This is a genomic window from Microbacterium sp. Root1433D1, assembly GCF_001426835.1.
In the GTDB taxonomy this organism is placed as follows: domain Bacteria; phylum Actinomycetota; class Actinomycetes; order Actinomycetales; family Microbacteriaceae; genus Microbacterium; species Microbacterium maritypicum.
On sequence record NZ_LMFN01000003.1, the window covers coordinates 633,517 to 659,105 of the forward strand.

27 protein-coding genes are annotated in these 25,589 nt (G+C 68.9%); 21 read left to right on the forward strand and 6 right to left on the reverse strand.

The window, feature by feature from the left end; all coding sequences use genetic code 11:
* Nucleotides 1–2 precede the first annotated feature (2 nt).
* From flgK to ASD13_RS14115, 9 genes are read left to right on the forward strand one after another with little or no spacing between them, the layout of a single operon-like run.
* Nucleotides 3–1,412 (forward strand): flagellar hook-associated protein FlgK, encoded by a 1,410-nt coding sequence (gene flgK, locus ASD13_RS14075; RefSeq protein ID WP_055870364.1) that lies wholly within the window; start codon nt 3–5, stop codon nt 1,410–1,412.
* 13 nt (nt 1,413–1,425) lie between these two features.
* Nucleotides 1,426–2,307: a flagellin N-terminal helical domain-containing protein gene (locus ASD13_RS14080; protein WP_055870367.1), complete on the forward strand. Its 882-nt coding sequence runs from the start codon at nt 1,426–1,428 to the stop codon at nt 2,305–2,307.
* A complete protein-coding gene (locus ASD13_RS14085) occupies nt 2,304–2,675 on the forward strand; it encodes a flagellar assembly protein FliW (RefSeq protein WP_055870369.1) in 372 nt (123 codons plus the stop codon). Before ASD13_RS14080 ends, ASD13_RS14085 begins: the two co-directional genes overlap by 4 nt.
* Before the next feature lie 60 nt (nt 2,676–2,735).
* Nucleotides 2,736–3,353 carry a tRNA (adenosine(37)-N6)-threonylcarbamoyltransferase complex dimerization subunit type 1 TsaB gene (gene tsaB / locus ASD13_RS14090; RefSeq protein WP_055870372.1) on the forward strand — a complete coding sequence of 206 codons (618 nt, stop codon included), beginning with the start codon at nt 2,736–2,738 and terminating at the stop codon, nt 3,351–3,353.
* Nucleotides 3,350–3,838, forward strand: a complete 489-nt coding sequence (gene rimI, locus ASD13_RS14095; protein ID WP_055870373.1) for a ribosomal protein S18-alanine N-acetyltransferase — start codon at nt 3,350–3,352, stop codon at nt 3,836–3,838. Before tsaB ends, rimI begins: the two co-directional genes overlap by 4 nt.
* On the forward strand, nt 3,835–4,902 hold the full coding sequence (gene tsaD / locus ASD13_RS14100; protein ID WP_055870376.1) for a tRNA (adenosine(37)-N6)-threonylcarbamoyltransferase complex transferase subunit TsaD: 1,068 nt from the start codon (nt 3,835–3,837) through the stop codon (nt 4,900–4,902). Before rimI ends, tsaD begins: the two co-directional genes overlap by 4 nt.
* Nucleotides 4,899–5,384, forward strand: a complete 486-nt coding sequence (locus ASD13_RS14105; RefSeq protein ID WP_055870379.1) for a hypothetical protein — start codon at nt 4,899–4,901, stop codon at nt 5,382–5,384. Before tsaD ends, ASD13_RS14105 begins: the two co-directional genes overlap by 4 nt.
* A 4-nt stretch (nt 5,385–5,388) precedes the next feature.
* Nucleotides 5,389–6,528 (forward strand): hypothetical protein, encoded by a 1,140-nt coding sequence (locus ASD13_RS14110; RefSeq protein ID WP_055870382.1) that lies wholly within the window; start codon nt 5,389–5,391, stop codon nt 6,526–6,528.
* Nucleotides 6,488–7,660, forward strand: a complete 1,173-nt coding sequence (locus ASD13_RS14115) for a hypothetical protein (RefSeq protein WP_157535645.1) — start codon at nt 6,488–6,490, stop codon at nt 7,658–7,660. The genes ASD13_RS14110 and ASD13_RS14115 overlap by 41 nt, the downstream gene beginning before the upstream one ends.
* 5 nt (nt 7,661–7,665) lie before the next feature.
* Here ASD13_RS14115 and ASD13_RS14120 read toward each other — a convergent pair whose 3' ends face one another.
* A complete protein-coding gene (locus tag ASD13_RS14120) occupies nt 7,666–8,871 on the reverse strand; it encodes a class I SAM-dependent methyltransferase (protein WP_055870388.1) in 1,206 nt (401 codons plus the stop codon).
* Between the two features lie 158 nt (nt 8,872–9,029).
* Between ASD13_RS14120 and groES the strand changes: the two genes are divergently transcribed.
* The 3 genes from groES (at nt 9,030) to ASD13_RS14135 (ending at nt 11,855) form a co-directional block, all read left to right on the forward strand.
* Nucleotides 9,030–9,326 carry a co-chaperone GroES gene (gene groES, locus ASD13_RS14125; protein ID WP_017203655.1) on the forward strand — a complete coding sequence of 99 codons (297 nt, stop codon included), beginning with the start codon at nt 9,030–9,032 and terminating at the stop codon, nt 9,324–9,326.
* 181 nt (nt 9,327–9,507) lie between these two features.
* On the forward strand, nt 9,508–10,437 hold the full coding sequence (rarD, locus tag ASD13_RS14130; RefSeq protein ID WP_055870391.1) for an EamA family transporter RarD: 930 nt from the start codon (nt 9,508–9,510) through the stop codon (nt 10,435–10,437).
* A 161-nt stretch (nt 10,438–10,598) separates the two neighbouring features.
* On the forward strand, nt 10,599–11,855 hold the full coding sequence (locus tag ASD13_RS14135; RefSeq protein ID WP_055870392.1) for an ABC transporter substrate-binding protein: 1,257 nt from the start codon (nt 10,599–10,601) through the stop codon (nt 11,853–11,855).
* 68 nt (nt 11,856–11,923) lie between these two features.
* On the opposite strand, the gene ASD13_RS14140 is transcribed toward ASD13_RS14135, so the two are convergent.
* From ASD13_RS14140 to ASD13_RS14155, 4 genes are all read right to left on the reverse strand, one after another.
* Nucleotides 11,924–12,697 carry an ABC transporter ATP-binding protein gene (locus ASD13_RS14140; RefSeq protein WP_055870395.1) on the reverse strand — a complete coding sequence of 258 codons (774 nt, stop codon included), beginning with the start codon at nt 12,695–12,697 and terminating at the stop codon, nt 11,924–11,926.
* Nucleotides 12,694–13,662: an ABC transporter ATP-binding protein gene (locus tag ASD13_RS14145; RefSeq protein WP_055871190.1), complete on the reverse strand. Its 969-nt coding sequence runs from the start codon at nt 13,660–13,662 to the stop codon at nt 12,694–12,696. Before ASD13_RS14145 ends, ASD13_RS14140 begins: the two co-directional genes overlap by 4 nt.
* 67 nt (nt 13,663–13,729) lie before the next feature.
* Complete coding sequence (locus tag ASD13_RS14150; RefSeq protein WP_055870398.1) at nt 13,730–14,707, reverse strand: branched-chain amino acid ABC transporter permease; 978 nt, start codon at nt 14,705–14,707, stop codon at nt 13,730–13,732.
* 5 nt (nt 14,708–14,712) lie between these two features.
* Entirely contained in the window at nt 14,713–15,996 is a 1,284-nt protein-coding gene (locus ASD13_RS14155; protein ID WP_036322675.1) for a branched-chain amino acid ABC transporter permease, read from the reverse strand.
* A gap of 318 nt (nt 15,997–16,314) precedes the next feature.
* Here ASD13_RS14155 and guaB point away from each other — a divergent pair, with 318 nt between their 5' ends.
* Nucleotides 16,315–17,817, forward strand: coding sequence for an IMP dehydrogenase (guaB, locus tag ASD13_RS14160; RefSeq protein WP_055870401.1), 1,503 nt, complete (start codon nt 16,315–16,317; stop codon nt 17,815–17,817).
* Nucleotides 17,818–17,889: 72 nt separating this feature from the next.
* Here guaB and ASD13_RS17255 read toward each other — a convergent pair whose 3' ends face one another.
* Nucleotides 17,890–18,363 (reverse strand): DUF4190 domain-containing protein, encoded by a 474-nt coding sequence (locus ASD13_RS17255; RefSeq protein ID WP_082531517.1) that lies wholly within the window; start codon nt 18,361–18,363, stop codon nt 17,890–17,892.
* 170 nt (nt 18,364–18,533) lie between these two features.
* On the opposite strand from ASD13_RS17255, the gene ASD13_RS14170 reads away from it, so the two are divergent.
* The 8 genes from ASD13_RS14170 to ASD13_RS14200 all read left to right on the forward strand — a co-directional run bounded on the left by ASD13_RS14170 (nt 18,534) and on the right by ASD13_RS14200 (nt 25,510).
* Entirely contained in the window at nt 18,534–18,848 is a 315-nt protein-coding gene (locus ASD13_RS14170) for a DUF2277 domain-containing protein (RefSeq protein WP_055870406.1), read from the forward strand.
* Between the two features lie 146 nt (nt 18,849–18,994).
* Nucleotides 18,995–20,038: a response regulator gene (locus ASD13_RS14175; protein ID WP_055870417.1), complete on the forward strand. Its 1,044-nt coding sequence runs from the start codon at nt 18,995–18,997 to the stop codon at nt 20,036–20,038.
* Nucleotides 20,038–21,027 (forward strand): ATP-grasp domain-containing protein, encoded by a 990-nt coding sequence (locus tag ASD13_RS14180; protein WP_055870419.1) that lies wholly within the window; start codon nt 20,038–20,040, stop codon nt 21,025–21,027. The genes ASD13_RS14175 and ASD13_RS14180 overlap by 1 nt, the downstream gene beginning before the upstream one ends.
* Nucleotides 21,024–21,737 carry a PHP domain-containing protein gene (locus ASD13_RS14185; RefSeq protein WP_055870422.1) on the forward strand — a complete coding sequence of 238 codons (714 nt, stop codon included), beginning with the start codon at nt 21,024–21,026 and terminating at the stop codon, nt 21,735–21,737. The genes ASD13_RS14180 and ASD13_RS14185 overlap by 4 nt, the downstream gene beginning before the upstream one ends.
* The gene (locus tag ASD13_RS14190) at nt 21,737–23,224 is read left to right on the forward strand and encodes a glycosyltransferase family 2 protein (RefSeq protein ID WP_055871193.1); all 1,488 of its coding nucleotides are present in this window, start codon (nt 21,737–21,739) and stop codon (nt 23,222–23,224) included. Before ASD13_RS14185 ends, ASD13_RS14190 begins: the two co-directional genes overlap by 1 nt.
* Entirely contained in the window at nt 23,221–23,364 is a 144-nt protein-coding gene (locus ASD13_RS17580; RefSeq protein ID WP_200942485.1) for a hypothetical protein, read from the forward strand. Before ASD13_RS14190 ends, ASD13_RS17580 begins: the two co-directional genes overlap by 4 nt.
* The gene (locus tag ASD13_RS14195) at nt 23,361–23,708 is read left to right on the forward strand and encodes a response regulator transcription factor (protein WP_055870425.1); all 348 of its coding nucleotides are present in this window, start codon (nt 23,361–23,363) and stop codon (nt 23,706–23,708) included. The genes ASD13_RS17580 and ASD13_RS14195 overlap by 4 nt, the downstream gene beginning before the upstream one ends.
* A complete protein-coding gene (locus ASD13_RS14200; protein ID WP_055870428.1) occupies nt 23,705–25,510 on the forward strand; it encodes a sensor histidine kinase in 1,806 nt (601 codons plus the stop codon). The genes ASD13_RS14195 and ASD13_RS14200 overlap by 4 nt, the downstream gene beginning before the upstream one ends.
* The last annotated feature ends 79 nt before the right edge of the window (nt 25,511–25,589 follow it).

Sequence of the window (25,589 nt, forward strand, 5' to 3'; positions counted from 1 at the left end):
TCATGTCGACCTTCAGTGGGCTGAACACGGCGGCCAGCGCCCTGGCCGCCGCGCGGCGCGGGATGGACGTGGTCGGGCAGAACATCGCCAACCAGAAGACCGAGGGGTACACGCGGCAGCGCGTGACGACCTCGGCGGTCGCCGCGATCGCCCAGACCGGGCGGTTCAGCGTCGGCGCCCTGCCCGGGCACGGCGTCTCGATCGACGGCGTCGCGCGACTCGGTGACGCGCTGCTCGATGCCAGGGTGCGCGACGCCCTCGGCGCCTCGGGCTACTGGTCCACCAGGGCGGTCGCGGCGACCACCGTCGAGGCATCGCTGGCCGAGCCCACCGCGAACGGGCTCGCAGCCCGGCTGTCGAAGTTCTGGTCCGGCTGGCAGGATCTCGCGAACACCCCGGATTCGGGGGCCGCGGCATCGAGCATCCTGGAATCGGCGAAGGAGCTCGCCTCCCACATCGCCGGCGGATACCGCAACGTCGCCACGCAGTGGACCAACGCGCGTGACTCCGCCGACCGCACGGTCTCGCAGGTGAATGCGACAGCCGACCAGATCGCGGTGCTCAACGACGAGATCCGCGACGCCCTCGCCTCCGGCCGCTCGGCGAACGAGCTGATGGACCAGCGCAGCGTCCTCGCGCAGAACGTCGCCAGGATGTCGGGCGCGGCGGCGACGATCGAGAGCGACGGCACCATGACCGTCCGCCTCGGCGGCAACGCACTGGTCTCCGGTTCCGATTCCCGTCATCTCGTGCTCACGGGGCCGGCGTCTATCGACTCGGGCCAGCGCTTCAGCCTCTCCTGGGCATCCGCGCCCGATCTTCCCGTCTCGATCGACGGCGGTGAGCTCGGCGCTTCGCTCTCGGTGCTCGCGCCGGCAGCCGACGGCGGTATGCTCGCGGGACTCGCGGCGACCTACGACAGGGTGGCGACGGCGCTCGCCGAGGCGATGAACACCCAGCACCGCGCGGGTGTGACCTCCACGGGCCAGGCCGGCGGGGACTTCTTCACCGTCCCGGTCACCGGGTCGGCAGCCCTCGGTCTCCAGGTCGCCGTCGCCACGGCGGCCGAGCTCGCACTCGCCGCACCGGGGGCGGGACCGCTGGATGCGACGAATGCCGACCTGATCTCCCAGATCGGCCGGCGTGCAGGCTCTCCCGATGCGCTCTGGTCCGATCAGGTCACCCGGTTCGGGGTCGCGACCGCGGCCGATGTGCAGCGCGCGAAGCTCTCCGATTCCGCAGCGGTCGCTGCCGTCGGTGCACAGCAGTCGGTCGCCGCCGTCGACGGCGACGAGGAGACGATCAGCCTGCTCACCTACCAGACCGCCTACCAGGCCGCAGCCCGAGTGATGACCGCGGTGGATGAGGCGCTCGACGTTCTCATCAACCGCACGGGTCTCGTCGGACGCTGAGCGAAGGAGCCTCATGATCTCTCGAGTGACCTCGTCCGCGATGACGCAGACGGCCATGCGCCAGCTGCAGTCCAACCTCTCCGAGCTGGCGCGTCTGCAGGAGCAGGCGACATCTCAGCGTGCGTTCGCCGCTCCGTCGGACGACCCCGCAGCGGCCGCCGCGGCCCTCGCGCTGCATGCCGAGCAGCGTCGCACCGAGCAGTACGCCCGCAACATCGACGACGGTCTGGCCTGGGTCACCGCGGCCGACACCGCGATCACCGCGAGCACGGCCCTGCTGGGGCGGATTCGCGACCTGACCGCCCAGGGCGCGAACGACGGCGCTCTCGACGCCACCGCCAAGGAGGCCCTGGCGGTCGAGCTCGAAGGCATCGGCAAGGAGCTCCTCGCCCAGGCGAACACCCGGCTGCTCGGCCGCTCCGTGTTCGCCGGCACGTCCGACACGGCGGCGTTCGCCGCGGACTACAGCCACAGCGGCGTGCCGGGAGCCGAGGTCACCCGCCGTGTCTCCGATGCGGCATCCGTCCGTGTCGACACCGACGGCGCCGCGGTCTTCGGCACCGGAGACGACTCGGTCTTCGCGCTCGTGGACAAGATCGTCGCCGACCTCCGCTCCGGCACGAACGTCGGCCCCCGTCTGGGAGAGATCGACAATCGCCGCACGGCCATGCTCGGCGTGCAGGGCTCGGTGGGAACCAGACAGTCGCAGATCGAACGCGCCAAGGAGGCGGCAGTGCACAATTCCGTGTCCCTCGAGTCCCGCAGGACGGCGGTGGAGGACGTCGATTCGATCGAGGTGCTCGTGCGCCTGCAGGCGCAGGAGCTCGTGTACCGCTCCGCGCTCGCGGTGAATGCGCGCGTGCTCCAGCCCTCGCTCATGGACTTCCTCCGATGACCGCCGCACTGACCTTCCTCGCCCCGCCGCCCGGACTCGCACCCCACGTCGATTTCGCCCTGACCCCCGTCGACGGTGCCGACGGGCTGTTCTCGCTGCGGGCCGTGGACGACGCCGAGCTGCGTCTGTATCTGGTGGATCCTCGAACGGTGCTGAGCGCGTACGCGCCGACCCTCACCGACGAGCAGGCAGACGGACTGGCGCTCGCATCGCCGGATGACGCGCTGATCCTCGTCGTCGCCCATCCGTCCGCCGAGGGCGTGAGCGTGAACCTCCTCGCCCCCGTGATCGTGAACCAGACGACGGGAGCCGCCTCGCAGGTGATCCTCGAGGATCAGGACTACCCGCTGCGCGCTCCGCTCGGCTGAGCCCGGGGCCTCCGGCGCCTGCGGGGAGCTCCCTCGCGGGACGGCGGCTAATCTGGAGTCGTGATCCTTGCCGTCGACACTTCCCTGGGCACGGCTGTCGCCCTCATCGATGCCGACGGGGAGCGACGCGCCGAAGCCGGTGCCGTCGACCCTCTCGGCCACGCCGAGGTCATCGGCGACCTCCTCGTCGATGTGCTCCGCGAGGCGGGTGACGCGAAGATCACCCACGTCGTCGCCGGCATGGGGCCCGGCCCCTTCACCGGGTTGCGTATCGGCATCGCCGCGGCGCGTGCCTTCGCACTCGGACGCGGCCTGCCCGTCGTCCCCGTCCCCAGCCACTTCGCCGCGGCTCTGACGGTGCTGGAGAACGAGACCGCTCCCTTCGCGATCGTCACCGACGCCCGTCGGCGCGAGGTCGCCATCACCGTGTTCGACGGTCTCGACGACGACGGTATCCCGGTCGTCGTCGCCGACACCGTGCTCGTGCGGGCCGCCGACGCCGACGCGCACCTCGACGGCATCCGGCGCATCGATGTGACGACGCTCTCCGCATCGGATCTCGCGCGGGTCGGGGCCCGCGCGCTCGCCGCTGGTCGTACGCTCGCCGGCGAGGAGCCCCTCTACATGCGTCACCCCGATGTGACGCTTCCCGGTGCGCCGAAGAAGGTGGGGACATGACCCTTCGCGACGCGACGGTCGACGACCTCGACGCGATCATGGCGATCGAGAACCGGTCCTTCCCGACAGACGCCTGGAGCGCGGAGACCATGGCCGCCGAGCTCGCGAGCCCGCATGGCCGCTACCTCGTCGACGAGCACGACGGCGCGGTGATCGGATACGGCGGAGTGCGGGCCCTCCACGGCAGCGCCGACGCCGACATCCAGACCATCGCCCTGCTCGCCGAGCACCGGGGCCAGGGACGGGGCAGGATCCTGCTGCGTGCGCTGCTCGCGGCGGCCGCAGCGCGCGGTGCACGCGAGGTGTTCCTCGAGGTGCGAGCCGACAACCCTTCGGCCGAGGGACTCTACCTCGCCGAGGGATTCGAGGAGATCGCCCGCCGTCCCCACTACTATCAGCCCGACGACGTCGACGCGATCGTGATGCGTCTGGATCTGCGCCGTCGCACGGTGCCCGTCACCGCCACCGAGGAGGCGAAGGCATGAGCGAACCGTTGGTTCTCGGCATCGAGACGAGTTGCGACGAGACGGGCATCGGCATCGTGCGCGGACGCACCCTGCTGTCGAACACCATCGCGTCGAGCATGGACGAGCACGCCAGGTACGGCGGGGTCGTACCGGAGGTCGCCGCCAGGGCGCACCTGGAGGCACTGCAGCCCGCGATCGATGCCGCCCTCGCCGAGGCGGGAGTGGGCCTGGATGATCTCGATGCCGTCGCCGTGACGAGCGGCCCAGGACTCGCCGGTGCGCTGATGGTCGGCGTCGGTGCGGCGAAGGGCCTCGCCGTCTCGATCGACAAGCCCCTCTACGCCGTGAACCACCTCGTCGGCCACATCGCCGCCGACATCCTCACCGCCGACTCCGCTCCGCTCGAGTACCCCACGATCGCCCTGCTCGTATCCGGCGGTCACACCTCGCTGCTGCATGTGCGCGACCTCACCACCGACGTCGAGCTGCTGGGGGAGACGATGGACGACGCCGCGGGAGAGGCCTTCGACAAGGTCGCCCGCCTCCTGTCCTTGCCGTACCCGGGTGGTCCGGAGATCGACCGTGCAGCCGCCGACGGCGACCCGGAGGCGATCCGGTTCCCCCGTGGCCTGTCCCGTGCCTCCGACCTGGCGAAGCACCGCTACGACTTCTCGTTCTCGGGGCTGAAGACGGCCGTGGCCCGCTGGGTCGAGCGCTGCGAAGCCGAGGGGGTCGAGGTTCCCCTCGCCGACGTCGCCGCGAGCTTCCGCGAGGCGGTCGTCGACGTTCTGGTCACGAAGGCGCTCGCCGCCTGCGCCGACCTCGGTGTGCCGCGGCTGCTGCTCGGCGGGGGAGTGATCGCGAACCGGCGTCTGCGCGAGGTCGCTCTGGAGCGCGCCGAGGCCGCAGGCGTCACGGTGCGCATCCCGCCGTTGTCGCTGTGCACCGACAACGGCGCGATGATCGCCGCCCTCGCGTCCGAGCTGATCTCCTCCGGCCGGCGCCCCTCCACTCTCGCATTCGGCGCGGACTCGACGCTGCCCGTGACCGAGATCCAGATCGCGGAGGCGGTGTCGGTATGAGTGACGTCCCCGGTACTCCCGAGGCGCGGTCCTCGGCGACGCCGGCGGCGCGTATCGAAGGCCCCAGCGACGAGGTCGAGCACCCCGCAGGGTCCGCCCGTCTTCCCGGTTCCCGCCGAGACGGATACACCAGGCTGCCGACGGGTCCGGTCGGCATCGAGCCGGTCGTCGCGACCGGTCCCGACATCGATGCTCCCGACGACACGGAGTGGGAGCCGTCGACGGGATCCATGCCGGTCGACGACACCCGATTGGCGCCGTGGGCGCTACTGGCGGCGATCGTCGCGCTCGGGGCGTCGTTCTTCGTCGGCTGGGGCATCCCGGTCGCCGTGGTCGCGGTCGTCGCGGCGATCATGTCTCTGCGTCGCCCTGTCGAGAGTCGCGCGATCGCGCGCTGGGCGCTCGTTCTCGGACTCTGCGCGACGGTCTACAGCCTGGGCTGGCTGGTGTGGGCCGGCATGCAGTTCGAGAGGCTCGGCTGAGCCGATGCTGGACGCGGACGAGCTCGAGGAGCTGCGCTCCCTGCAGGCGCGGGCCTACGGCCGCGAGGCGTCGCTCACCGATGCCGACGCCGTGCGACTGCGCGCGCTGGAGGAGCGCCGTGTCGCGCCGGGTGTCGAACCCGTGGGGCTCGACGTCGCCCCGACCGCCGATACCGTGTCGCCTCCCGACCGCGGGGAGTCGTCGGACGACGCTGGTTCCGCGAGCGCTGAGGCAGGGGATCAGGGCGTCGAGGCCGCGGCACCCGACGCGGCGGAGGGGCATCCGTCGCCTGTCGCAGAGGGCTCACCGGGGACCGGGGAGTCCGCGCGATCCCTATGGCGCGCGCATTGGCGGCCCGCCGTGCTCGCCGTCGCGGCTTTGCTCGTCGTCGGGGTCGGCGTGGGCTGGCTGCTGTTCGGCCGGTCGGCTGCGACCCCGGTCGCCCTGAGCGCGCAGCAGCAGGAATGGCAGAGCGCGCTGATCGCCGGAGGGCGCTACGACCCGGGATCGGTGCGCGCCCTCGCCGTCGAGCAGGGGGCGGTCATCTCAGCGGCGACCAAGGACGACGGCGCGATCACCTGCCTGCTCGTGGCGACCTCCGCGTCGGCACTGCCCACCTGCGAGCGCACGGAGACCGTCGAGGGCTCGGGGCTCTTCGGGGCGGTCACAGTGGAGTCGAAGGACGACATCAGGCGCGAGCTCAACGTGCAGATGATGTTCACCGCGTCCGGCGAACCCGCCGTATCCACCTACACGGCGGAGTATGGACCCGGCACCACCAACGGTGTGACATATGCGAACGCCGGTGAGGCGGAGAAGGCGAAGCGGATCGCGGCGCAAGGGTTCGAGATCAACTCGCTCTGGGTCATCGGCTACGACGGTGAGGTGCCGGTGTGGACGGGTATGGCGCTCGAGTCGTTTCAGACCTGTCTGATCTACGACGGCTCGGATGACCTGTTCCCTCGGGTCTGCGCCGATGCGCTCACTCTGCAGGAACAGAGCGCCACGCTGGTGCTGAACGTGGTCGATGAGGAGAGCGGCGAGGTCGTCCGCCTGGAGGTTCCGACCTGGAGTGACGGGAGCTCCTCGCTCATGATCACACGTGAGGGGGGTGCCGACGGTGCAGGCGGAGACGGACGCTGACGAGCTGCGGGCGCTCCAGCGCCGGGCCTATGGTCGTGACGGCATCCTCACGGATGCCGAGACCAGGCGGCTGCGGGAGCTGGAGGACGCGAGACGATCTCCGGTGACGCCCCCCGCCGTCGAGACCCGTGTGGATTCGTCGCCCGAGCAGCCGTCGCCCGCTCTTGCCGATGTCCCCGACGACGCTGGCGGGCATGCCGTCGTCGACGCTCCGGAGCCCGGGACCGTCACCGAGAATCGGCGCTCGCTCAGCACCGTTCGTCGTGTCCTGCGGAGGTACCGAGTGGGCGTGTCGGCGCTCGCGGTGATGACGGTGGCACTCGGCGTCGGCATCGGTGGGGCGCTGTTCGCGCCACGCGCCGACGGCATCGCCCTGTCCGCCGCGCAGCAGGAGCGCCGTGATGCGCTCGCCGCCGCCGACTTCGACAGCGGATCACTCCTTGCGGTCGCGCAGGACGAGGATGCGTTGGCCTGGTACGCGACCAAGGACGATGGCGGCGTCGTGTGCCTGATCCTCGACATCGGCGACCGTTCGCAGTCGAACTGCCTTCCCACCGGCGACATCGGACGTGGCCTGAGCGTGTCCTTCCCTGTTCCGATCGACGATCCCGAAGACGATACCCGGAGTCTGGGGGGTGTGAGCGCAACGATGCTCGTGTCGACAGCGGGGGAGCCGATGGTCGCTCTCCAGCGGTGGTCGATGTCGTCGACCCCGTCCTCGCAGTTCGCCGGTGCAGAGCGCGCACGGGCCGAGGAATTGGCCGACGAGGGTTTCGCCTTCTCCCTCACGATCGTCGGCTCGTTCCGGACGCAGCCGGTATGGGTCGGCGACCGCGTCTCGGAGCGGGGCGAGGTCGAGAAGTGCCTCATCATCGACGCCGGTGACCTGACGACGTGCGAGTCTCCCAGCGACGCGTGGGAGTCAGGGATCGACGCGCGGATCGACGGCGTCGGTGGCGCGGAGGTCGGCTCGACGGTGCTCGAGGCGCGGTTCACGAGGTGGCAGACGCCGTATCTGGTCATCGGTGAGGCCTCCGCCTCCCCAGGAGCGCCGCAGGACACCGTGCGGGTCGAAGCGCCTCCGGGCGATCCCATCGTGGTCGAGCCGCCGGGCCGCGACTCCGACGGCTGAGCGGATCAGCCCGCCGCGGGTACCCGGTCGGCGAGGATCGCGCGGCGCTGATCGCCGATACGGGCGAGGATCAGCGTCGCCTCCTGGTCGCCGCGCAGCGTCAGCTTCTTGCGGAAGGCCGCGGGATCGACGTCGACGCCGCGCTTCTTGATCTCCAGGCGTCCGATGCCGTGCGCCTTGAGGGCGGCGCTGATCGCCTTCGGGTTCGCCGGCAGGGTCTCCCGCACGCGGAAGGACTGCACGAAAGGGCTCGTCAGCGCGGCATCCGAGGTCAGGTAGGCGATGTGCTCGTCGAGCATCCCCGCGTCGAGGCTTCGGGCGACCTCGCCGATCAGACGGGCACGGATCACGGCGCCATCGGGTTCGTGCAGGAAGGCGCCGAGCTCGCGCACCGGCTCGTCGGCGGCGTCCGCCGGGGCGGTGAGCTCGTGCGAGCGCTCGTCGCGGATCACGAGGGCCGCGCGGCGGACCCCTTCTCGGGCGAGGGCGCCGCTCCACACGACGAGCTCGACGACGCTGCCGTCGGCGCTCACCCACTGCGCTTCGGCGTCGGCGGGCAGCGCGTCGCGGTCGTGCGCGGGTCCGAGCTTGATGCCGGTCGGATGGCTCGCGGCCACATCGAACGCCCAGTCCAGCGAGGGGGAGTAGTCGTCGGCGGAGACTCGTCGGGTCTCGCTGTGCCCGGAGGTGCGTCGAGCCGGGTCCATCCAGATCGCGCTTCCCGCTTCCACCGTTGAGAGGGCGTCTTCGGCCGTGAGGTGGTCCACCGCGGCGCTGTCGCCGAAGGGCGCCAGGTTGTAGGCGGCGATGGCCGAGGTGACCTCATCGGCGTCGACGGCGTGCACGTCGAGTCCCGCTCCGGCGAAGGCGAGCGCGTCGCCGCCGATGCCGCAGCCGAGGTCGGCGACGCGGGTGAATCCGGCGTGCCGGATCCGCTGCGCGTGACGGGCTGCGACCCCGAGCCTCGTCGCCTGCTCGAGCCCGGCGCGGGTGAACAGCATGCGTGCGGCGAAGGGCCCGAACTTCGCCGCAGCCTTGGATCGCAGGTGCGCCTGTCCGACGACGGCGGAGACGAGCTCGGGGGAGTGGCCGGCCGCGCGCAGCCGCGAGACGGTGCGGGCCACGTCGGCGGTCGATTCGATGGGCCCGACCGCGTCGAGCAGCTCGAGACCGGCGGGGGTCAGCAGGTCGCGCAGCTCGGACATCTCCACGTGCTCAGCCTAATTGTCCGTGCGGGGGGACTGCCCGCCGCGCACGCTGGCACTCGCATTGCGTGAGTGCCAGCCGAGCGCCTAGACTGGATTAGCACTCTCGGGTTGAGAGTGCGAACAAGTCTTTCGTGTCAGCGTCAAGAAAGAAGAGGTAGACCGTGTCGGTTTCCATCAAGCCGCTCGAGGACCGCATCGTCATCAAGCAGGTCGAGGCCGAGCAGACCACCGCGAGTGGCCTGGTCATCCCCGACACCGCCAAGGAGAAGCCCCAGGAGGGCGAGGTCGTGGCGGTCGGCCCCGGCCGCATCGACGACAACGGCAACCGTGTTCCGCTCGACGTCGCCGTCGGCGACCGTGTGCTCTACAGCAAGTACGGCGGCACCGAGGTGAAGTTCGGCGCAGACGAGTTCCTCGTCCTGTCGGCTCGCGACGTCCTGGCGGTCGTCGTCCGCTGATCTGCGGAATCTGATTCCCGCCCCTCGTGAGGGGCAGGGTCAAGGTCCTCGAAGGGGCCCGGATGTGCTTCGCATCCGGGCCCCTTCTGCGTCCGCCACCGGGCATCGGTTTCCTGCCGAACTCTGCGGCAGCGGCCGGGCGGCCGAGGGCGCGACGCCGCCGCGGGCGTAGGGTTGTGCGGTGCCCCCAGAGACGACTCGTGCCACGCAGACCGCCGGAGTGGCCTATGCCGGTGCCGCGTACCTCCTCTGGGGAGTGCTTCCGCTCTACTTCCTGCTCCTCGTTCCGACGGGGCCGTGGGAGGTCGTGGCCTGGCGCGTGCTGCTGTCGTTCGTGTTCTGCCTCCTGTTGCTCACGTTCACGCGCGGCTGGGCGGCATTCGGCGTCATCCTCCGACAGCCGAAGCTGCTGGCCTGGACGGCCCTGGCCGGTCTTCTGATCTACGTCAACTGGCAGGTGTTCCTGATCGGAACCCTCAGCGAGAACGTCGTCGAGACGAGCCTGGGCTACTTCATCAATCCGATCACGACCGTGCTGCTGGGCGTCTTCGTGCTGAAGGAGCGCATCCGCAGGTTGCAGTGGGCCGCCATCGCGATCGCGGCGATCGCGGTCGTCGTGATCGTCGTCGCCTACGGCGATTTCCCCTGGATCGCCCTGTCGTTGACGGCGTCCTTCGGGGTCTACGGGCTCATCAAGAAGAAGATCGGTCCCGCCGTCGATGCGGTCAGCGGTCTGACGCTGGAGTCCTTCTGGCTCATCCCGATCGCCGTGGTGCAGCTGATCGTCGTCGCCCAGACGACGGGGATCACGATGGGGGCAAACGGGTGGCCGCACGCGCTGCTGCTGGCGTTCGCCGGCGTCGCCACAGCGGTGCCCCTGCTGCTCTTCGCCGCAGGAACCCGACGCATCCACCTCACCGTGATCGGAATGATCCAGTTCATCACCCCCGTGATGCAGTTCCTCATCGGCGTCGTCGTCCTGCACGAGCCGATGCCTCCGGAGCGATGGGCGGGCTTCATCATCGTGTGGATCGCGATCGGGGTGTTCGTCGTCGACCTGCTGCTCGCCGCACGTCGGGGGCGCAGGATTCCGCGTGTCGAAGCGGCCTGATCCCGAGGCTCATCCGTCGGGGAACCCGGTGTCGGATCGTTAACGCACCGAGATACTTGCAACCCCTGCGCGCAGGACTCACGGCCTAGTGTTAGAGCACCCGATTGTGGCCAGAATCCACGTTCAGTCACAATCCACGTTCAGTTACGCAAGGGAGCATCATGAACGCATTGAAGGGCTCGCGCACAGCGAAGGTCTTCGCCGGGATCGCACTGATCAGTGCATCCGCCATCGTCATCGCCGGCTGCAGCAGCACTCCGAGCTCGGAGAGCGGTGGCAGCGACAAGCCCGCAGCCGATCTGACGCTCAAGCTCGGATCGCTGCTTCCGCAGACGGGGTCGCTGGCATTCCTGGGCCCGCCCATGGAATCCGGCGTCGGACTCGCGGTCCAGGAGGTCAACGAGGCCGCTGCCGGTGTCACGATCGACCTGACGGCCGAGGACGAGGGCGACACCGACACCAAGGCCTACGAGACCTCGATCACCAAGCTGCAGGGCGCCGGCGTCTCCGCCATCGTCGGAGCCGCCGCATCGGGCGTCTCCAAGCTCATCCTCGACGGGAACGTGAGCGCGGGGATCCTTCAGATCTCGGCGTCGAACACGTCTCCCGACTTCACCACGTGGGATGACAGCGGCCTGTACTTCCGCACCGCACCCAGTGACCTGCTGCAGGGCGAGGTGCTGGGCAACCTGATCGCCGAGGACGGCGCCAAGAGCCTCGGCATCATCTACCAGAACGACGCCTACGGCACGGGCCTGAACGACGCCATCACGACGACGTTCGAGGGCACCGGCGGCGAGGTCGTCGAGTCGGTCTCGTTCAACGTCGGCGACGCGCAGTTCGACGCTCAGGTCGAGTCGATCAAGGCCCAGAACCCCGACGCGGTCGCGATCGTGTCGTTCGACCAGTTCAAGACCATCGCGCCGCTGCTGGTGAACGCCGGCATCTCGGCCGACAAGTTCTACATGGTCGACGGCAACCTGTCCGACTACGGCTCGGAGATCCCGGTCTCGCTCGAGGGCGCGCAGGGAACCAAGGCCGGTCCTGCTCTCGCGGATGACTTCACCACCCGTCTCCAGGACTACTGGACCGGCGAAGGCAACCCCGAGGTCAAGGACTTCACCTACGCGGCAGAGGCGTACGACGCCGTCATCCTCGTGGCTCTGGCCTCGCTCGCGGCCGGCTCCACCGAGGGCGCGGACATCGCGGCCAAGATGCAGGAGGTCTCGGGCGGTTCGGGCGACGGCAAGAAGTGCACCAGCTTCGCCGAGTGCGCCAAGATCATCAACGACGGCGGCGTGGCCGACTACGACGGCTACTCCGGCGACATCACGTTCGATGAGGCCGGCGACCCCCAGGGTGCCTCGATCGGCATCTACAAGTACGGTGCCGACAACATGATCACCCGCACCAACTGATCACACGATCACATGACGAAGGCCCCGGATCCGATCCGGGGCCTTTGTCGTGGGGTCGAGTCTGTGGCTCAGGCCGCGTCGGTGCCGAGCGTTCCGAGGTAGAGACCGATCACCTTCGGGTCGTTGAGCAGATCACGGCCGGTGCCCTCGTGGGCGTCCTTGCCCTGATCGAGCACGTACCCGCGGTCGCAGATCTGGAGGCAGCGTCGGGCGTTCTGCTCGACCATGATCGTCGTGACGCCGGCCTTGTTGATGTCGGACACGCGGATGAACGCGTCGTCCTGCCGCACGGGGGAGAGCCCGGCCGACGGCTCGTCGAGCAGCAGCACCGACGGATCCATCATGAGCGCGCGCGACATGGCGACCATCTGCCGCTCGCCGCCGGAGAGGGATCCGGCGCGCTGCTTGAGGCGCTTGCCCAGCTCGGCGAAGATGCCGGTGACGAACTCGAGCCGTTCCGTGTAGATCTTGGGGTTCTGGTAGAGCCCCATCTGCAGGTTCTCCTCGATCGACAGCGACGGGAAGACGTTGTTCGTCTGCGGCACGAAAGCGACCCCGCGTCGGACCAGCTTGTCGGCCTTCAGGCCGACGATGCTCTCGCCCTTGACCGTGATGTCGCCGCTGCGCACGTTCACCAGCCCGAAGATCGCCTTCAGCAGGGTCGACTTGCCGGCGCCGTTCGGGCCGATGATCCCGATCAGCTCGCCCTGGCGGGCGACGAGGTTCGCGCCGTTGAGGATGTTCACCCCGGGGAGATAGCCGGCGTGGACGTCGGTCAACTCGACCACGACGTCGTCCTGAGGCGCGCTCTGCGGTGCGTTCGTCGGCGATTCCGCGCTCATGCGGTGCCCTTCCCCTCTGTGCCGGAGGCGGGATCGCTCGCTTCGAGCTCGGCCTCCGCCTCTGCTTCGATCTTCTCGCGGAGTCGGATCGCGGCGGCATCCTCGAGCACCGGGATGCGTCCGGTGACCGCGCCCAGGTCGAGATCCTGGTGCGCACCGAGGTACGCATCCACGACCGCGGGGTTCTCCATGACCTCGTCGGGAGGTCCCTCCGCGACGACGCGGCCCTCGGCCATGACGATCACCCAGTCCGCGATGTGGCGGACCATGTGCATGTCGTGCTCGACGAAGAGCACCGTCATCCCCTGCTCCTTCAGATCGAGGATGTGGTCGAGGAGCGACTGCGTGAGAGCGGGGTTGACGCCGGCCATGGGCTCGTCGAGCATCACCAGCGTCGGGTCGCTCATCAGCGCCCTGGCCATCTCGAGGAGCTTGCGCTGGCCACCAGAGAGCGACGCCGCGAAGTCCTTCTCCTTGGCATCGAGCTTGAAGCGCGTGAGCAACTCGCGTGCCTTGCCTTCGATCTCGGTGTCCTGCGCTCGCCAGAGGAAGGGGAACAGACTCGACCAGAAGCCCTCCCCGCGCTGATGCGGAGCTCCGAGCTTCATGTTCTCGAGGACCGTGAGGAGCGAGAGCGACTTGGTCAGCTGGAACGTGCGGACCTGTCCCATCCTTGCCACCTTGAACGACGGGACTCCCGAGAGGCTCGTTCCGTCGAAGGACCAGGTGCCGCTGTTGGGCTTGTCGAATCCGCAGAGCAGGTTGAACAGCGTGGTCTTGCCTGCTCCGTTCGGGCCGATCAGTGCGGTGATCGCTCCTCGCGGCACTTCGAGGTGGTCGACGTCGACGGCGGTCAGACCGCCGAAGCGACGCTGGACCGCATCGACGACGAGGATCGGATCGACCTTGGCGACCCCCGGCTTCACCTCGCCCTTGGTCAGACCGGTCGTCTTCGGGCGTCGGATGCTCCCTGTGGCGGGCGCGGCGTTCGCCGTGCCCTCGGCAGAGCCGGGGACCTGTTCCGGGGTCAGTTCATTTGACAAAGGTCATCTCCCTCTTGTCTCCGAGGATGCCCTGCGGGCGGAAGATCACGAGCAGCATCAGAGCGATGCCGACGAAGACGAAAACGAGCGTCGATGCCTGGCTGTCGGACATCGGCAGCAGGCCCGCTTTCGCCAGGGAGGGCAGGAGGTTGGCCATGAAGGCGAACACCACCCAGAACAGCACGGCGCCCAGCGTCGGTCCGAACACCGTGGCCGCCCCGCCCAGAAGGAGGATGGTCCACAGGAAGAACGTCAGCGACGTCGAGTAGCTGCCGGGGACGACGGCGGAGGGGAGGACGAAGATGATCCCGCCCGCGGCACCGATCACGCCACCCACGACGAGCGCCTGCATCTTGTAGGCGAAGACGTTCTTGCCGAGCGAGCGCACGGCGTCCTCGTCTTCGCGGATGCCCTTGAGGACGCGACCCCAGGGGCTGCGCATCAGCGCCCACACCAAGAGGATGGCCGCGGCGAGCACGATCACGCCGAAGACCCGGTTCCAGAGGTCGTTGGCGCTGTACATCCAGGGTCCGAACCCGTAGGTCCCGGGGGGAATGGGGTTCGCGTCGCGGAACCCGCCGTTGTACTGGGCCAGGCCGTCGGCGCTGTTGGTCCATTCGTCGAACAGCTGCGTCGTGAACAGCAGCCGCACGATCTCACCGGCGGCGATCGTCGCGATCGCCAGGTAGTCGGCGCGAAGTCGCAGCGTCGGGATGCCGAGCAGGACGGCGAAGAGCGCGCCGCCGAGCAGACCGATGAGCATGCCGATCCACCAGGGCAGACCGAAGCTCAGCACCGAGATGGCGTAGCCGTAGCCGCCGATGGCCATGAAGGCGGCCATACCGAAGTTGAGCAGTCCCGCGTATCCGAAGTGCACGGCCAGGCCGGTCGCCGCGAGGGCGTAGGCGATGGTGACAGGGCTGAACAGGTAGACGGCCGTGTTCGAGAAGATGCTTCCGAAGTCCATGGCGATCAGCCCAACCTTTCCCTGCGTCCGAGCAGCCCCTGCGGTCTCACGAGGAGGATGACGATGAGCACCACGAGGGCGCTCGCATACTTCAGGTCGGACGGGATCCACAGGGTGGAGACCTCGACCGCCATCCCGACGATGAGGGAGCCCACCAGAGCACCGAACGCGGTGCCGAGGCCGCCGAGCGTGATCGCCGCGAAGATCAGCAGCAGCATCTGCATGCCCATGTCCCACTTCACGCCGGGGCGGAAGTAGGCCCAGAGGATGCCGGAGATGGCCGCCAAGGTGCCGGAGAGGATCCAGACGTAGCGGATGACCTTGTCCACATCGATCCCGGAGGCGGCGGCGAGCTGCGGGTTGTCGGAGATCGCGCGTGTCGCCTTGCCGATGCGGGTGCGCGTCAGGAAGAAGGCCACGGCCAGGATCACCACGATGCTCACCCCCATCGCGATCATGTCGATGTAGGACAGCGAGATCGGCCCGAACTGGATCGGCGTGGGGCTGGCGCCGGGGAGCTGGTAGGTGCCGCCGCCGATCATGAACTGGAAGGCGTAGCGCAGTGCCAGCGAGAGTCCGATGCTGACGATCATCAGCTGCACGACGCCGAGACCGCGTCGTCGCAGGGGACGCCAGATGCCGGCATCCAATGCCCACCCGAACAGGCCGCCGCCGATGACGGCTGCGGCGACGCCGAGCCACAACGGGAGGTGCCAGAACGTGGTCGTGACGAGGGCGACGAGGCCGCCCCAGGTCACCATCTCGGCGTGCGCGAAGTTCGACAGCCGCGTGGTGCCGTAGATGAGAGCGGCACCCATCGAGGCCAGTGCCAGCAGCAGACCGAAGTTCAGGCCGCCGACCAGTCGCGAGAGCAGCTGGTCGATGAACGAGACGGTGATCCGCTGCCCCTCGCCGAGGAACAGATTCATGATCTTGGTCCCCGTGAGACCGAACTCGACCTCGAAGGAGGCGGTCGTTCCCGCGATCGGCTGCGTGCCCGGTGGCAGCAGGCTCGCATCGACGATCACACCGTCGGGGAGGGTCGACTCGTCGACCGTCAGCGTGTACTTCTCCTTCTCGGGCACGTACAGGCGCCACTTGCCTTCGGCGTCGGTCTCGGTCTCGCCCTTGAAACCGTTGCCTTCGATCGCCATGACGACGCCTTCGACGGGTTCGTCATCGAAGGTGACGACGCCGGCCAGGTAGAAGTCCGTGACCTCCTGCCCGTCGTCTGTCGTCTCGGCCGAGGCCGATGAGGGGGGCATGAACACGAACGCGCTGAGCGCCATGAGGACAGCGAGCAGCGCGACCACCCAGGGGCGCTTTCGCTGCACGGCGATTGTTGTGGGTCCCACGCAACCTCCACTTTGAGTGCTGTGTCTCTGCGATGTCGGGTTCGACCGCAGGGATGGACGACGCACTTGAGCGTAATGCGCGATCGGCGATTCACCTACGGTCCGTGTCAACAGTCCGATAACGGCGGGGCTCTGGGAATGTTCTCGGACGTGTCTCGCTTAGAATCTTCATACGGGCCGCGGCCCCGCACCGGCCGACGTCGACCACCCCCTCGCACTCGGACATGCGCGACTCGCGCAGAAGGAGAATCCATGGAACAGCACGATCCCTTCGGCTTCGTCGGGCTGACGTACGATGACGTGCTGCTGCTCCCCGGGCACACCGATGTGATCCCGAGCGAGGCCGACACCTCGTCGCGGATCACACGCCGCATCTCCGTCGCCACCCCGCTGCTCTCCAGCGCGATGGACACGGTCACCGAGTCGCGCATGGCGATCGCGATGGCGCGCGAGGGCGGCATCGGAATCCTGCACCGCAACCTCTCCATCGCCGACCAGGCCGCGCACGTCGACCGCGTCAAGCGCAGCGAGTCCGGCATGATCACCGACCCCATCACGACGACGCAGGACGCGACGGTCGAAGAGGTCGACAACCTCTGCGCGAAGTACCGCATCTCGGGGCTTCCCGTCGTCGACGACGAGGGCAAGCTCGTCGGCATCATCACGAACCGCGACATGCGGTTCGTCTCGGGCTTCGAGCGTCAGACCACCTTCGTCAAGGACGTCATGACCAGGGAGAACCTGGTCACGGCTCCGGTCGGCGTGGCCGCGGGCGAGGTCATCGCCCTGTTCGCGAAGCACCGCGTCGAGAAGCTGCCGCTCATCGACGGCGACGGCAAGCTCGCCGGCCTCATCACCATCAAGGACTTCGACAAGAGCGAGAAGTACCCGCTCGCCACCAAGGACGACCAGGGCCGTCTGCGCGTCGGCGCTGCCATCGGCTTCTTCGGTGATGCCTGGGAGCGTGCCGAGGCGCTGCGCGACGCCGGTGTCGACGTTCTCGTGGTCGACACCGCCAACGGGCAGTCGCAGGGCGTCATCGACCTCGTTCGCCGGTTGAAGGCCGACGAGTCCTTCGCCCACATCGACGTCATCGGCGGCAACGTCGCGACCCGCGAAGGCGCCCAGGCCCTGATCGACGCCGGCGTCGACGCCGTCAAGGTCGGAGTGGGCCCCGGGTCGATCTGCACCACGCGCGTCGTCGCGGGTGTGGGAGTGCCCCAGGTCACGGCAGTCTACGAAGCGTCGCTCGCCGCTCGCCCCGCCGGCGTCCCCGTGATCGCCGACGGCGGCCTGCAGTATTCGGGCGACATCGCCAAGGCGCTGGTCGCCGGTGCCGACGCCGTGATGCTCGGCTCGCTCCTGGCCGGAACCGACGAGTCTCCCGGCGAGATCGTGTTCCAGTCCGGCAAGCAGTTCAAGCAGTACCGGGGCATGGGTTCGCTGGGCGCGATGCAGACCCGCGGCAAGCAGACCTCGTACTCGAAGGACCGCTACTTCCAGGCCGACGTCCCCAGTGACGACAAGCTGATCCCGGAGGGCATCGAGGGGCAGGTGCCCTACCGAGGACCGCTCTCCGCCGTCGCCTATCAGCTGGTCGGCGGACTGCGCCAGTCGATGTTCTACGTCGGCGCGCGCACGATCGAAGAGCTCAAGACGCGCGGCAAGTTCGTACGCATCACCTCGGCGGGTCTCAAGGAATCGCACCCGCACGACGTGCAGATCGTGGTCGAGGCCCCGAACTACAAGAAGTAGTCGTCAGCCGAAGCACGAGGGACCGGATGCGAAACGCATCCGGTCCCTCGTGCTTGCTGCGTCGCGCACGGGTCAGCCGCAGGTATAGGTGACCCCGTTGACCTCCCAGACGCCTGTGCCGAGTTCGGCGCACATGCCGAAGATGGCGGCGAAGAAGGCGATGAAGAGGATGATCCCGATGATCTCGACGATCGTCAGGACCGCACCGACGACGATGCCGGCGATCGCGAGACCCTTCGGCTGTCCGGCTTTGCCGAGCTTCACGGCGGCGACGATGCTCAGGATGAGGCCGATCGGGGCCGCCACGAACGCCAGGACGAGTCCGACGATCGACAGCACGCGCCCCGGCGGGCTCGGCTCGGGCTGCGGATACGCAGGCGCGGCGGGCGCCGAGTAGCCGGCGGCGGGCGCGGCGCCCGGCCCGGCGTCCCACGTCGGAGGCCCAGTCGGAGGTGCGGCCGGAGGGGCCGGGGGCGCGGCCGGTGGCGGGGTCACCGGGTTCGAGGAATCCGGTGCAGGCGGTTCGGGGAACGGGGGATTCGTCATGTTCTGTCCTGTCGACGGGGTGAGAGGTCACGCGCCGGCGGTTCCGGTAGCCCCGAGCGTAGCGAGGGCCCTCCGCTCGCACCATCCCCCCACGATGCGCGGGCCGTGGGCCGGGGCGGGCTCCGGTTCCTGCCCTTCCGTCGACCTGCGAGCGGGCGTAGCGTGCGGGTATGTGTCGGAACATCGTCCCGTTGAACAATCTCGAGCCCGCAGCGACCGATGAGGAATGCCACGACGCCGCCCTGCAGTTCGTGCGCAAGATCGCCGGGACCACGGCGCCGTCCCGAGCCAACCAGACCGCCTTCGACAGCGCGGTCGGCGAGATCGCCCAGGTCGTGAGCCGTCTTCTGAGCGAACTCGTGACCACCGCGCCACCGAAGAACCGCGAAGACGAAGCAGCGAAGCGGCGGGCGAGATCCGCGGAGCGCTACGAGGCGATCCGGGTCTTCCAACAGGAGAAGCGTGCCGCCCGCGCGGGAGGGTAGGGGAAGCACCGTCGGCGGCGGCGACACCGTATGCCAGAATCGACATACCCCGCTCGACTTTCCCTGCGGTCCCGGTGTTGAAGGCGCCGAGATCGCGTGACCGATCCCCATCGGTCAGGGAACCTCCCCAAGGAGAGCTGTAGAAAATGTCTGAGGATTCTCCTCGCGTACTCGTCGTCGATGACGATCCGGACGTCGCCCTGCTCGTGAAGACCGTGCTCGAGCGGCGCGCCGGGTGCATCGTCGATGTCGCCGGAGACGGCCTGTCGGCGGTGGAGCGCGTCGCTGCCATGCGCCCAGACGTCGTCGTGACCGACATCGAGATGCCGGGGCTCAGCGGTCTCGAGCTGCTGGCCGAGCTGCGGCGCACGGTGCCCTCGGTTCCCGTCGTGGTGATGACCGCCCATGTCTCCGTCGAATACGCGGTCTCCGCATTGCGGGCGCAGGCCGATGAGTTCCTGACCAAGCCGCTCGACAACGGCAAGCTCGTCGAGGCGGTCATGCGTCTCGTCGAGGAGGGCCGTCGTCGTCGCGAAGAGGCCCGCAAGCCCGAGCGGGTGCTCGCGATCGGAGCGCACCCCGACGATGTCGAGATCGGCGTCGGAGGACTGCTCGCCGCGCACGCCAGGGCTCAGGACGAGATCACGATCCTCACTCTCTCCCGCGGAGCGCGAGGGGGAGATGCCGACAGTCGGCAGAACGAGTCCCTGGCGTCTGCCGACATGCTGGGCGCCCGTCTCTTCCTGAAGGATCTCGTCGACACCGAGATCTCGGGAGGCGGCTCCACCGTCCGGATCATCGAAGAGGTCGTGCAGGAGATCCAGCCGACGATCGTCTACACCCACTCGAGCCACGACCGCCATCAGGATCACCGCGCCGTGAGCGAGGCGACCATCGTGGCCACGCGGCGCGTGGGAACGGTGGCGTGCTACCAGAGCCCGTCATCGACGATCGACTTCCGCCCCACGCGATTCGTTCGCATCGATAACTTCCTCGACGACAAGCTCCGGCTGCTCGAACGCTTCGGCTCCCAGACCGCGAGTCGTGACTACCTGGAACCCGAGTTCGTCACCGCGACGGCGCGGTACTGGTCGAGGTTCGGCGGGGGCACCGCCGTCGAACCCCTGGAAGTGGTGCGCGAGACAGCCGAGTTCATCGGCGCCCACGAACTCACGCGACGGGAGAGCTGATGACCAAGCGGGTGCTGGTGACGGGTGCGGGCGGGCCGGCGGGCGTCGCCGTCATCCGGTCGCTGCTTCGTCGATCCGATCTGACCGTGTTCGCCGCCGACATGGACGGCTGGGCGAGCGGCATCTACCTCGTGCCTCCGGCGCAGCGTCGGCTGGTGCCGCCGGGGAGGGATGACGACTTCGTGCCGGCGATCGCCCGGTTGGTCGCGGAAGACGACCTCGACCTGGTGATCTCGACCGTCGACGTCGAACTCATCGCCCTCGCGGGTCGGCGCGACGAGCTGGCACCCGCCGTCCTGGCAGCGCCCTCGGCGGAGACTCTGCACACCGCGCTCGACAAGCTCGCTCTCGCCGAGCGCTGCGCACCGACCGGACTCACCCCGCGCACCGTCCTCGCCGGACCGGACGCCGAGGCCGTCGACTGGGAGTTCCCGGTCTTCGCCAAACCGCGTCAGGGGGCGGGCAGCCGCGGTGTGCGGCTGGTCCCCGATCGCGCAGCCCTCGAGGCGCTGCCGGGCGACGAGGGGCTCATCGTGCAGGACTTCCTCCCGGGGGAGGAGTACTCCGTCGATGTCATCGCCGACGCCGCGGGCACCATCGTCGCCGCTGTGCCCCGCACCCGCGCCAGGGTCGATTCCGGTGTGGCGATCGCCGGACGCACCGTGCGCGACCCCGAGCTCGAGGAGGCGGCGGCATCGATCGCGCGCGCGATCGGGCTCGTCGGCGTCGCGAACGTGCAGCTGCGTCGCGATCGCACCGGCCGGGCGGTGCTGCTCGAGGTCAACCCACGCTTCCCCGGTGCCCTGCCCCTGACGATCGCGGCCGGTGTTGACATCCCGTCGCTCGTCGCCGATCTGTTCCTCGGGCGCGAGCTGCCCGTGCGTATCCCGTTCCGCGAGATCGCCTCGGTGCGCTTCCTGGAGGATGTGATCGTCGAGATCGACGACGTGCTGGTCTCCGACCATGCGGGGCATCAGGAGGAGCTGTGAGCCACGCGCTGCTTCGCGGCGACCATCACGTGCATTCGACGTTCTCGGACGATGCGGTGTCGACGCTCGCACAGAACGTCGAGGCGGCGGCATCGGCCGGGTTGAGCACGCTGCGGCTGGTCGATCACGTGCGCCGGAGCACCACCTGGGTTCCGGAGTACCTCGCCGCCGTGCGTGCCCTCAGGGTTCCGGACGGCCTGACCGTGCTCACCGGCGTGGAGGCGAAGATCCTCGACGTCGCCGGCGCACTCGACGTGCCGTCGCTTCCGGACGGGATCGATCGGATCCTCATCGCCGACCACCAGTTCCCCGGCGTCGACGGCCCTCTCGGCCCCTCCGCCGTGCGGGAGCGGATCGCCGCAGGCTGGGCGACCGACGACGTGCTCGACCACTTCGTAGAGGCGCTCATCGCGACGATGCGCCGGTACCCGGGGAACCAGCTCGCGCACTGCTTCTCTATCCTCCCGAAGATCGGGCTGTCGGAGGCCGACGTGGGCGCGCAGCGGACGGATGCCTGGGCACGAGCCGCCGCCGAGACCGACACGCTCGTCGAGGTGAACGAGAAGTGGGGCTGCCCCGGGGCCGAGGCCTTGGCCGCGCTGCGTCGTGCCGGCGCGACGATCGTCGCCTCTACCGACAGCCACGACGCGTCGGAGGTCGGCCGATACTCCCGGATCCTCCCGTTGCTCGACGCAGGGGAGGCATCATGATGACGGACCTCTCCGTGCTGGAGACCGTGCTGGTCGTCCTCCTCCTGCTGTGCGTCCTAGTCGGCACGCTGCCCGTGATCAACACCGGGTTGCAGTTCCTCGCGCTGCCTCTGCACGCGTTCCGCAACCACTACGGTAAGGCCGCGCCGTACCACCCGAACGTCGCCGTCATCATCCCGGCGTGGAACGAGGGGGCGGTGATCGGTCCCGCGATCGAACGTCTGCTGCAGCTGGAGTATCCCGCCGAGCGCCTTCGGATCTTCGTCGTCGACGATGCCTCCACGGACGACACCCCCGCGATCGTCGGCGCCAAGGCGCAGTCCCACCCCGGTCGCGTCGTGCATCTGCGGCGCGAGAAGGGCGGCGAGGGCAAGGCGCACACTCTCAATCACGGCCTCGACGTCGTCCTGGCCGACTCCTGGACCGAGTCCGTGCTGATCATGGACGCGGATGTGATCTTCGCGCGCGACTCGTTGCGCAAACTCACCAGGCACCTCGCCGATGAGAAGGTCGGCGCCGTCACCGCGTACATCGCCGAGGGCAGCCGCGACCGCAACTACCTCACGCGGTTCATCGCGATCGAGTACGTGATCGGCCAGCTCTCCGCCCGTCGCGTGCAGAACGTGGGCGGCGCGATCGCCTGCCTGGCCGGCGGTGCGCAGCTGCACTCGCGGGCGAACCTCGAGGCCATCGGCGGAAGGATCCCCACGGGGACGCTCGCCGAGGACACGATGACGACCTTCGAGGGGCAGCTCAAGGGGCGGCGGATGGTCTTCGAGCCGCACGCCGTGGTGCTGGCCGAGGAGCCGCGGACGATCGACAGTCTGTGGAAGCAGCGGCTGCGCTGGGCGCGCGGGAACGTGCAGCTCACCTCGATCTATCGCAAGCTCTGGTTCCGTCCGAGCCGGGAGCACAACCTGGGCAGCTTCGGGTTCGGTCTCGCGTGGTTCACGATCCTGCTGCTGCCCGCCTTCATGCTTCTGGCCGCGGCGGGGATGCTCGCACTGCTCGTCCTGCACAGCGACATCGCCGAGTTCGTCTTCCGCTTCATGTGGATCTCCGCAGCCTGCATCTACCTCTTCTCGATGCTGTACTCGGTGCAGCTCGATCCGCGGACGGGCCGGCATTCCTGGCGCGAGGCGATCATGTTCCCGGGGCTCGGGGCGCTGATCCTGATGGCCATCGCGCTGTTCCCCTGGGCGTTCGAGTCTCTCCTCACGGTGATCGGGCTGGGACTCACGGATCAGTCGCGCTTCATGTGGGCCGTGATCTTCTACCTGTGGGGGCCGATCTCGATGCTCGGCATCTGGCTGGCGCGTGCCGTGGAGCCCCTTCCCGGCGGCCGGTTCTTCGCGGGCCTGCTCCTCTACATCTGCGGGTACGGCTCCCTGCTGTGCGCCATCACCGTCGACTCCTACATCAAGGAGTGGCGTCGGGCCGATGCCTCCTGGATCAAGACCGAGAAGATCGGACGTGTCGACTCATGATCGAAACCCCGTCGCATGATGCCGAGGAGGACGAGATCGTCTCGGACGCCAGACGAGAGCGTCGGCTCATCCCGCAGGCGCTGCTCGCCCTCTCCGTCGTGGTCGTCGTCGTCGTGGTGCGAGAGCTGTTGCTTCGATGACCGGCAGGCCGCTGGCCCTCGTCGTCGAGGACGCCCCTGATCAGGCCGCGCTGCTGCGCCGCTACCTCGATCGTGAGGGCTTCGACGTCTTCGTCGCCCGCGACGCGGAGTCGGCGATCGCGGAGTTCGCCGAGATCGACCCCGTCCTGGCTGTGCTCGACCTCTTCCTCCCCGGCATCTCGGGTCAGGAGTGCGCGCGCGCAGTCCGCGAGCGCTTCCCGGAGTGCTTCCTCGTGATCAGTTCGGTGCTCGACGCCGTCGACTACCCGCCGGCCGATGCCGTCCTGCCGAAGCCGATCACGGGCTCCGATCTGCATGCCATCGTGGAGAGGGTTCGACGATGAGGGCGACACCGCTGGACCGTGCGGAGAACCGCTGGTACCAGGTCTTCGACAACCCGAGCCCGCTGCTCAAGCAGGCGCCGACGGTCATCGCGACGGTTGTCGCGGCGATCCTGACCTGGTGGGTCCCCGACCTTCCGATCTCACGCATCGCGCCGGCGGTGGCAGGGGTCGCCATCGTCCTCGTCGCCACGGTGGTCGCGGCCGTCCTCACGGTACGCGGGGTCCATGAGGGCTGGGTCGTGCTGCTCATCCCCATCGTCGACATCGCCGGTCTCGGGCTCTTCCGCACCGGCACCGGGGGCCCCACCTCGCTCTTCTCGTCGCTCGTGCTGCTGCCCGTGGTCTGGCTGGCCGCGGCCCCCGGCATCCGCTGGGTGTTCGTCGTCGGCGGGTTGACCTCCATCGCCCTGCTGATGCCGTACTTCACCGACCCACCCGACACCTCGGTCGAGTGGCTGCGCGGGGTGGTGGGTCCCCTCGTGTTCTCCGCGGTGGCCGCCGTCATCAACCAGCTCTCGCGGCAGCAGCGCATGCGCGTCGAGCAGGCGGAGGAACTCGTGGCCGAGCGCACCAGGTCGCTGTCGGAGAACGTCGCGATGATCGTGCAACTGCGCGACAAGGAGCGTCAGTACCGAGAGCTGTTGGATTCCTTCGAGAGCCTGTGGTCATCGATCACGGCGCAGGCGGTGATCGCCACGGACCGCGGCGGCATCGTGACGGCCTGGAACCCCGGGGCCGTCCGGCTTATCGGCCTGCCGGTCGACGAGGCGCTGGGCGGCGTCCGCATCGACCGCTTCTTCTCGAGCGCCGCGCTGTCGATGCTGGCCTCGGACAACACGGAGCCACCGCATCCGGTAGACGGCCTGTCGATGGCAGACGGCGCGCTCGCCCCCGGCATCAGGGCTCTGTTCGCCCAGGCCGACGCGGGACTCACGGTCGACGGCGACATCGAGGTGGTCACGGCGGCAGGCACCACGGTTCCGGCGCGCGTGACCGTCAGCCCGCACAAGGATGGCGCCGGTGCGCAGCAGGGCTATCTGTTCGTCCTCACCGATGAGACCAGGGCCGTCGAGGTCGCCCGCATGAAGGACGAGTTCGTCGGCATGATCTCGCACGAGCTGCGCACGCCCCTCAGCGCGATCATCGGTTTCCTCGACCTCCTCCAGAACGATCCGGCGCAGCCGCTCACCGACGATCAGCAGGAGTTCGTCGGCATCATCGAGCGCAACGCGCAGCGTCTGCTCAACCTCGTCGGCGATCTGCTCTTCACCGCTCAGGTCGAATCCGGACGATTCCCGCTCGAGCGCGAGGAGGCCGACGTCGCCGCGCTGGTCCGGTCGGCGGTGGCGTCGGCCGGCCCGCACGCGCATCGAGAGGGAGTCGAGCTCGTGGCGGAGGTCGAGCCGGGTGCCGTGCCCGTCTTCATCGACGCCGGCAGAGTGGGGCAGGCCATCGACAACCTGCTCTCCAACGCCATCAAGTTCACCCCGCGAGGCGGCACGGTCACCGCCCGTGTGCGCGCGGTCGACGGCGGCGTGGAGTTCTCGATCGCCGACACCGGGGTCGGCATCCCCGAAGACGAACAGGGGATGCTCTTCACCCGCTTCTTCCGCGCATCGACCGCGACGCGCAATGCGGTGCCGGGGGTGGGGCTCGGTCTCACGATCACCCGCGCGATCGTCCTGGCGCACGGCGGGACGATGGAGGTCTCGAGCCAGGAGGGCGTGGGAACGGAGTTCCGCTTCACCCTGCCGGCGGCTCCCCGCACCGAGGTGCTGATGAGTCTGAGCCGCGCCGACTGATCGCGGCTCCAGAGGAGAGGAGATCGCCGTGACGTCGTGTGTCCGGGTGTGAAGCCCGATGACGGACGGCAGGCGCCAC

Coding starts and splice junctions, on each gene's coding strand:
- rimI (WP_055870373.1), top strand. CDS start 3,350: ATGACCCTTCGCGACGCGACGGTCGACGACCTCGACGCGATCATGGCG.
- flgK (WP_055870364.1), top strand. CDS start 3: ATGTCGACCTTCAGTGGGCTGAACACGGCGGCCAGCGCCCTGGCCGCC.
- guaB (WP_055870401.1), top strand. CDS start 16,315: ATGGAACAGCACGATCCCTTCGGCTTCGTCGGGCTGACGTACGATGAC.
- ASD13_RS17580 (WP_200942485.1), top strand. CDS start 23,221: ATGATCGAAACCCCGTCGCATGATGCCGAGGAGGACGAGATCGTCTCG.
- ASD13_RS14110 (WP_055870382.1), top strand. CDS start 5,389: ATGCTGGACGCGGACGAGCTCGAGGAGCTGCGCTCCCTGCAGGCGCGG.
- ASD13_RS14140 (WP_055870395.1), bottom strand. CDS start 12,697: ATGAGCGCGGAATCGCCGACGAACGCACCGCAGAGCGCGCCTCAGGAC.
- ASD13_RS14175 (WP_055870417.1), top strand. CDS start 18,995: ATGTCTGAGGATTCTCCTCGCGTACTCGTCGTCGATGACGATCCGGAC.
- ASD13_RS14080 (WP_055870367.1), top strand. CDS start 1,426: ATGATCTCTCGAGTGACCTCGTCCGCGATGACGCAGACGGCCATGCGC.
- ASD13_RS14150 (WP_055870398.1), bottom strand. CDS start 14,707: ATGGACTTCGGAAGCATCTTCTCGAACACGGCCGTCTACCTGTTCAGC.
- ASD13_RS17255 (WP_082531517.1), bottom strand. CDS start 18,363: ATGACGAATCCCCCGTTCCCCGAACCGCCTGCACCGGATTCCTCGAAC.
- ASD13_RS14135 (WP_055870392.1), top strand. CDS start 10,599: ATGAACGCATTGAAGGGCTCGCGCACAGCGAAGGTCTTCGCCGGGATC.
- ASD13_RS14190 (WP_055871193.1), top strand. CDS start 21,737: ATGACGGACCTCTCCGTGCTGGAGACCGTGCTGGTCGTCCTCCTCCTG.
- ASD13_RS14105 (WP_055870379.1), top strand. CDS start 4,899: ATGAGTGACGTCCCCGGTACTCCCGAGGCGCGGTCCTCGGCGACGCCG.
- tsaD (WP_055870376.1), top strand. CDS start 3,835: ATGAGCGAACCGTTGGTTCTCGGCATCGAGACGAGTTGCGACGAGACG.
- ASD13_RS14170 (WP_055870406.1), top strand. CDS start 18,534: ATGTGTCGGAACATCGTCCCGTTGAACAATCTCGAGCCCGCAGCGACC.
- ASD13_RS14180 (WP_055870419.1), top strand. CDS start 20,038: ATGACCAAGCGGGTGCTGGTGACGGGTGCGGGCGGGCCGGCGGGCGTC.
- ASD13_RS14195 (WP_055870425.1), top strand. CDS start 23,361: ATGACCGGCAGGCCGCTGGCCCTCGTCGTCGAGGACGCCCCTGATCAG.
- ASD13_RS14155 (WP_036322675.1), bottom strand. CDS start 15,996: ATGGCGCTCAGCGCGTTCGTGTTCATGCCCCCCTCATCGGCCTCGGCC.
- ASD13_RS14085 (WP_055870369.1), top strand. CDS start 2,304: ATGACCGCCGCACTGACCTTCCTCGCCCCGCCGCCCGGACTCGCACCC.
- ASD13_RS14200 (WP_055870428.1), top strand. CDS start 23,705: ATGAGGGCGACACCGCTGGACCGTGCGGAGAACCGCTGGTACCAGGTC.